General features: G+C 69.7%; 5 protein-coding genes. 4 read left to right on the plus strand and 1 reads right to left on the minus strand.

Annotated elements, in window-relative coordinates:
- Window positions 1–329 precede the first annotated feature (329 nt).
- Window positions 330–839 carry a transcriptional regulator NrdR gene (nrdR, locus tag RIF68_RS25305; protein ID WP_309053608.1) on the plus strand — a complete coding sequence of 170 codons (510 nt, stop codon included), beginning with the start codon at window positions 330–332 and terminating at the stop codon, window positions 837–839.
- A gap of 175 nt (window positions 840–1,014) precedes the next feature.
- A complete protein-coding gene (locus tag RIF68_RS25310) occupies window positions 1,015–3,909 on the plus strand; it encodes a vitamin B12-dependent ribonucleotide reductase (RefSeq protein ID WP_309053609.1) in 2,895 nt (964 codons plus the stop codon).
- A gap of 98 nt (window positions 3,910–4,007) precedes the next feature.
- Here the strand turns inward: RIF68_RS25310 and RIF68_RS25315 are convergent, their stop codons facing one another.
- Window positions 4,008–4,538, minus strand: a complete 531-nt coding sequence (locus RIF68_RS25315) for a TerD family protein (RefSeq protein ID WP_309053610.1) — start codon at window positions 4,536–4,538, stop codon at window positions 4,008–4,010.
- Window positions 4,539–4,772: 234 nt separating this feature from the next.
- Between RIF68_RS25315 and RIF68_RS25320 the strand changes: the two genes are divergently transcribed.
- Together RIF68_RS25320 and RIF68_RS25325 are read left to right on the plus strand one after the other, a co-directional pair.
- Window positions 4,773–5,378: a YdbC family protein gene (locus RIF68_RS25320; RefSeq protein ID WP_309053611.1), complete on the plus strand. Its 606-nt coding sequence runs from the start codon at window positions 4,773–4,775 to the stop codon at window positions 5,376–5,378.
- A gap of 37 nt (window positions 5,379–5,415) precedes the next feature.
- Window positions 5,416–5,688 (plus strand): phosphoglycerate mutase family protein (locus RIF68_RS25325; protein WP_309053612.1); only part of this gene is annotated, 273 nt, incomplete at its 3' end.

Raw genomic sequence — 5,688 nt, forward strand, 5'->3', positions numbered from 1 at the left:
GCCTGCCCATGTGGAGGTGTATGTGCCCCCGCGCTCGCGGTTCGATCAGGCCCTTACGGTAGCCTTCCCGGCTGGGTCCGCGCCCCCTCGGCGCCGCCCCGGTCCCGCGTCGAGAACCCCCTCCGCGTGCTGTGCGGCGCCGCGACACGCTGGGGGTGTCGAAGCACTCTCAACCCAAGATCTAGTGGTTGGATGGCACCGGCCGCCCAGGGATAGTGGTCCCGGTCTTCCGGGGCCCCTCGCATCGCCTATGCTGGTGGTCGCTTCGCGGGGCCCTTGACGGGTGGCGCGAGGCTTGTCAGTCGTGCCAAGAAGGAGGGTCGGAACCAATGCACTGCCCCTTCTGCAGGCACCCCGACAGCCGGGTCGTCGACAGTCGCACCACCGACGACGGCACGTCGATCCGACGCCGCCGCCAGTGCCCCGACTGCTCCCGCCGTTTCACGACGGTGGAGACGTGCTCGCTCATGGTGGTGAAGCGGTCCGGTGTCACCGAGCCCTTCAGCCGTACCAAGGTCATCTCCGGCGTCCGCAAGGCCTGCCAGGGGCGACCGGTCACCGAGGACGCCCTCGCCAAGCTCGGCCAGCGGGTCGAGGAGGCGGTGCGCGCCACCGGGAGCGCCGAGCTGACCACCCACGACGTGGGGCTGGCCATTCTCGGCCCGCTGCAGGAGCTCGACCTCGTCGCGTACCTGCGCTTCGCGTCCGTGTACAAGGCTTTCGACAGCCTCGAAGACTTCGAGGCCGCCATCGCGGAACTCCGCGAGCGGCCTCCCGCTGAGAACCGTGGGACCGGCGCGACCCCCGAGGTCCCCGTTCCCGCCACCCCCGCCGACTGACGGCGGGCCGGGCCGACGAGGGCCCGCCACCGGCCGCCGCGCGGTCGTGGACAGACGTGCCCCGAGCGTCCCGACCGGCGCTCGTGGCTCCAGCAGTACAAATGGCAGTACAGAAGACGGTGCCTTGGGATTATCTGGGCGCCAAAGGGTGTTTTGCCCGTATATGGGAGGCGGCATGACAGAGACGGCGAGCGGCCCGGCACGTGGTTCCCGCACCAAGGGAACCAAGGCGGCGAGCAAGGGCCTGCGGATCGAGCGCATCCACACCACCCCCGGCGTACATCCGTACGACGAGGTGAACTGGGAACGCCGTGACGTCGTCATGACCAACTGGCGCGACGGCTCGATCAACTTCGAGCAGCGTGGCGTCGAGTTCCCCGACTTCTGGTCGGTGAACGCGGTCAACATCGTCACCAGCAAGTACTTCCGCGGGGCCGTCGGCACCCCGCAGCGCGAGACCGGCCTCAAGCAGCTGATCGACCGCATCGTGAAGACCTACCGCAAGGCCGGGGAGGACCACAGCTACTTCGCCTCGCCGGCCGACGCCGAGATCTTCGAGCACGAGCTGGCCTACGCCCTCCTGCACCAGATCTTCAGCTTCAACTCCCCGGTCTGGTTCAACGTCGGCACGCCCCAGCCGCAGCAGGTCTCCGCCTGCTTCATCCTGTCCGTCGACGACTCCATGGAGTCGATCCTCGACTGGTACAAGGAAGAGGGCATGATCTTCAAGGGCGGCTCCGGCGCCGGCCTGAACCTCTCCCGCATCCGCTCCTCCAAGGAGCTCCTCTCCTCCGGCGGCAACGCCTCGGGCCCCGTCTCCTTCATGCGCGGTGCCGACGCCTCCGCCGGAACGATCAAGTCGGGCGGCGCCACCCGCCGGGCCGCCAAGATGGTCATCCTCGACGTCGACCACCCCGACATCGAGGACTTCATCGAGACCAAGGTCAAGGAGGAGGAGAAGATCCGCGCGCTGCGCGACGCGGGCTTCGACATGGACCTGGGCGGTGACGACATCACGTCCGTCCAGTACCAGAACGCCAACAACTCCGTCCGCGTGAACGACGAGTTCATGAAGGCTGTCGAGTCCGGCGGCAAGTTCGGCCTGCGCGCCCGCATGACCGGCGAGGTCATCGAGGAGGTCGACGCCAAGTCGCTCTTCCGCAAGATGGCCGAGGCCGCCTGGGCCTGCGCCGACCCGGGCATCCAGTACGACGACACGATCAACCACTGGCACACCTGCCCCGAGTCCGGCCGCATCAACGGCTCGAACCCGTGCAGCGAGTACATGCACCTGGACAACACGTCCTGCAACCTCGCCTCGCTGAACCTGATGAAGTTCCTCAAGGACGACGGCAAGGGCAACCAGTCCTTCGAGGTCGAGCGCTTCGCCAAGGTCGTCGAGCTCGTCATCACCGCGATGGACATCTCCATCTGCTTCGCCGACTTCCCCACCGAGAAGATCGGCGAGAACACCCGCGCCTTCCGCCAGCTCGGCATCGGCTACGCCAACCTCGGCGCCCTGCTGATGGCCACCGGCCACGCGTACGACTCCGACGGCGGCCGCGCCCTCGCCGGCGCCATCACCTCCCTGATGACCGGCACCTCCTACCGGCGCTCCGCCGAGCTCGCCGCGGTGGTCGGTCCGTACGACGGCTACGCCCGCAACGCCGAGCCGCACCAGCGCGTCATGAAGCAGCACGCCGACGCCAACGGCAAGGCCGTCCGCGTGGACGACCTGGACACCCCGATCTGGGCCGCCGCCACGGAGGCCTGGCAGGACGTGATCCGCCTCGGCGCCAAGAACGGCTTCCGCAACTCCCAGGCCTCGGTCATCGCCCCCACCGGCACCATCGGTCTCGCGATGTCCTGCGACACCACCGGTCTGGAGCCCGACCTCGCCCTGGTCAAGTTCAAGAAGCTCGTCGGCGGCGGCTCGATGCAGATCGTCAACGGCACCGTCCCGCAGGCCCTGCGCCGCCTGGGCTACCAGGAGGAGCAGATCGAGGCGATCGTCGCCCACATCGCCGAGCACGGCAACGTGATCGACGCCCCCGGCCTGAAGACCGAGCACTACGAGGTCTTCGACTGCGCCATGGGCGAGCGCTCCATCTCCGCGATGGGCCACGTCCGCATGATGGCCGCCATCCAGCCCTGGATCTCGGGCGCCCTGTCCAAGACGGTCAACATGCCGGAGACGGCGACCGTCGAGGAGGTCGAGGAGATCTACTTCGAGGCCTGGAAGATGGGCGTCAAGGCGCTCGCGATCTACCGCGACAACTGCAAGGTCGGCCAGCCGCTCTCCGCCAAGAAGAAGGAGGAGGAGAAGGCCGAGGTCACCGCGAAGTCCGAGGCGACGATCCGCGAGGCCGTCGAGAAGGTCGTCGAGTACCGCCCCGTCCGCAAGCGCCTCCCCAAGGGCCGCCCGGGGATCACCACCTCCTTCACCGTCGGTGGCGCCGAGGGCTACATGACCGCCAACTCCTACCCGGACGACGGTCTCGGCGAGGTCTTCCTGAAGATGTCCAAGCAGGGTTCGACGCTCGCGGGCATGATGGACGCCTTCTCCATCGCCGTCTCCGTCGGCCTCCAGTACGGCGTCCCGCTGGAGACCTACGTCTCGAAGTTCACCAACATGCGCTTCGAGCCGGCCGGCATGACGGACGACCCGGACGTGCGGATGGCGCAGTCGATCGTCGACTACATCTTCCGCCGCCTGGCGCTGGACTTCCTCCCCTTCGAGACCCGCTCCGCCCTCGGCATCCACTCGGCCGAGGAGCGCCAGCGCCACCTGGAGACCGGTTCGTACGAGCCGGCGGAGGAGGACGTGGACGTCGAGGGCCTGGCCCAGTCCGCGCCCCGCGCCCAGGAGCTGAAGGCCGTCGCCGCCCCGGCCGCCCCCAAGGCCGAGGTGCCCGCCCCGAAGCAGGCCCACACCTCCGCGGAGCTCGTGGAGATGCAGCTCGGCATCAGCGCCGACGCTCCGCTCTGCTTCTCCTGCGGTACGAAGATGCAGCGGGCCGGCTCCTGCTACATCTGCGAGGGCTGCGGCTCCACCAGCGGCTGCAGCTGATCCGCCCGTAGGTGAGTGAAGGGGCGCCGGCCCTCGGCCGGCGCCCCTTCCGCCGTGTCACCGCCCCCGCTCGTACGGCGGCACGGCGGAGGGACGGGTCAGGCGCCGGCCACTCCGAGGAGGGCGGCGAACTCGCCCGGGTCCGCGTCGAAGCCCCGGCGCAGCGGCCGGTACGACCAGCCGTCCGTACCGTCCCGCGTGAACTCCACGATCGTCGCCGACCGGGCCTCGGCGAACTCGGCGAAGTCGTGCGCCAGGAGCTCGGTGTACCCCTCGCTCACCCGCACGCTCGCGCCGGTTGTGCCGCCGAACGTGAGCCGACCGCCGCCCTGCTGTATCGCCACCCCCACCACCACGCGCGTGTAGCGCGGCGCCAGCCGCTCCAGCTCCAGCGTCATCGCCTCGTCGTAGCCGAAGCCCTGCCCCGTACGGCTGTCGCGGTGCAGGGTGATCGTGCCGTCCGGCGACCGGCTGCCGAAGTGCACCAGATAGTCCGGCGTCCCGTACGGATCGTCCGACGTGAAGACCCCGGCGATCAGATCCAGGTCGTGCGCCGGCGCACCGGCCCGCGCCGGGTCCCACCGGAGCGTCACCTCGATCTTGCCGACCCCCTTGTTCAGCCCGCTCACGATGCCTCCCCTCCCACCCGCGCCGCCGCGGGTGGCTCTCCACGAACCCTCGCCCCACTCCCATGCCCCGGGACGGGGGCTTCTCCGTTCATGGTGTCACGGGGGTCCGACAGAACACCGGGGCTTGTGGCGGAGATTGCCCCTCCGGAAGGCCGGGCAGCCGGATCTCGACGTTCGAATGGCGTGATCCCGGAGGGTCTGCCGGGGTGTGCCCCGGAGCCGTACGATGGCGCGGTGCTGGTCAAGTGGATTCGCTGCACCGTGGTGGACCGTCGTGGTTTCGAGCGGGGGCAGCGGAAATGGGCGGGGCTGCTCGGCGAACCGGGGTTCCGGGGGCAGGGCGGCGGCTGGAGCCGGTCGCGGCCGGATGTCGCCCATGTCTTCGCCTTCTGGGAGAGCCGCGCCTTCTACGACTCCTTCATGGCCCGCTCCCACGACCGGCTGGCGGCAACGCAGGCCGGCACCTTCAAGGACGGGCAGGTCAAGCTGTTCGACCACCGTTTCGACGTGAAGACGGGTTTCGAGCCCCGCTTCGCCGACGCCGACGTCGCACGCGTGGCCCACTGCCGGATCCACCCGGAACGGGCGGAGCACTTCGCCCTCATGCAGGAGAAGGTGTGGAATCCGGCCATGGCCGGCTCGCCCGGCATGCTGAGGGGCCTCTTCGGCGAGGCGCCGGGCAGCGAGTTCCTCGTGCTGTCGCTGTGGGAGTCGGCCGCCGAGCACGGCAAGTACCGGGCGGAGCGGGTGGAGCGGCTCGGCCTGCGGGCCCGGACGGAGGCCGACGTGGCCGCGCTGACCGGTGACGTGGTGCGCCTGGAACCGTCCTGGACGGTCTGACCGAGCCGGTCGAACAGCGGCCCTCTAGGGTCGGGGTATGGCACGACCGCGGCGCATCGTTCTCGTACGGCACGGAGAATCGGAGGGCAATGCCGATGACACGGTGTACGAAAGGGAGCCGGACCACGCCCTGCGGCTGACCCCGGCCGGGCTGCGGCAGGCCGAGGAGACGGGGGAGTGGCTCAGGGACCTCTTCGGCGAGGACCGGGTGAGCGTCTACGTGTCGCCGTACCGCCGCACCCACGAGACCCTCCAGGCCTTCCGCCTCCCCGCCGACCGGGTGCGGGTGCGCGAGGAGCCGCGCCTGCGG

Origin of the sequence: Streptomyces sp. (genome assembly GCF_031178505.1) — a bacterium.
GTDB classification, from domain to species: Bacteria; Actinomycetota; Actinomycetes; order Streptomycetales; family Streptomycetaceae; genus Streptomyces; species Streptomyces gulbargensis.

Bases quoted from the DNA above. Each gene is read 5' to 3' on its own strand.
- nrdR (WP_309053608.1), top strand. From the start codon at position 330: ATGCACTGCCCCTTCTGCAGGCACCCCGACAGCCGGGTCGTCGACAGT.
- RIF68_RS25310 (WP_309053609.1), top strand. From the start codon at position 1,015: ATGACAGAGACGGCGAGCGGCCCGGCACGTGGTTCCCGCACCAAGGGA.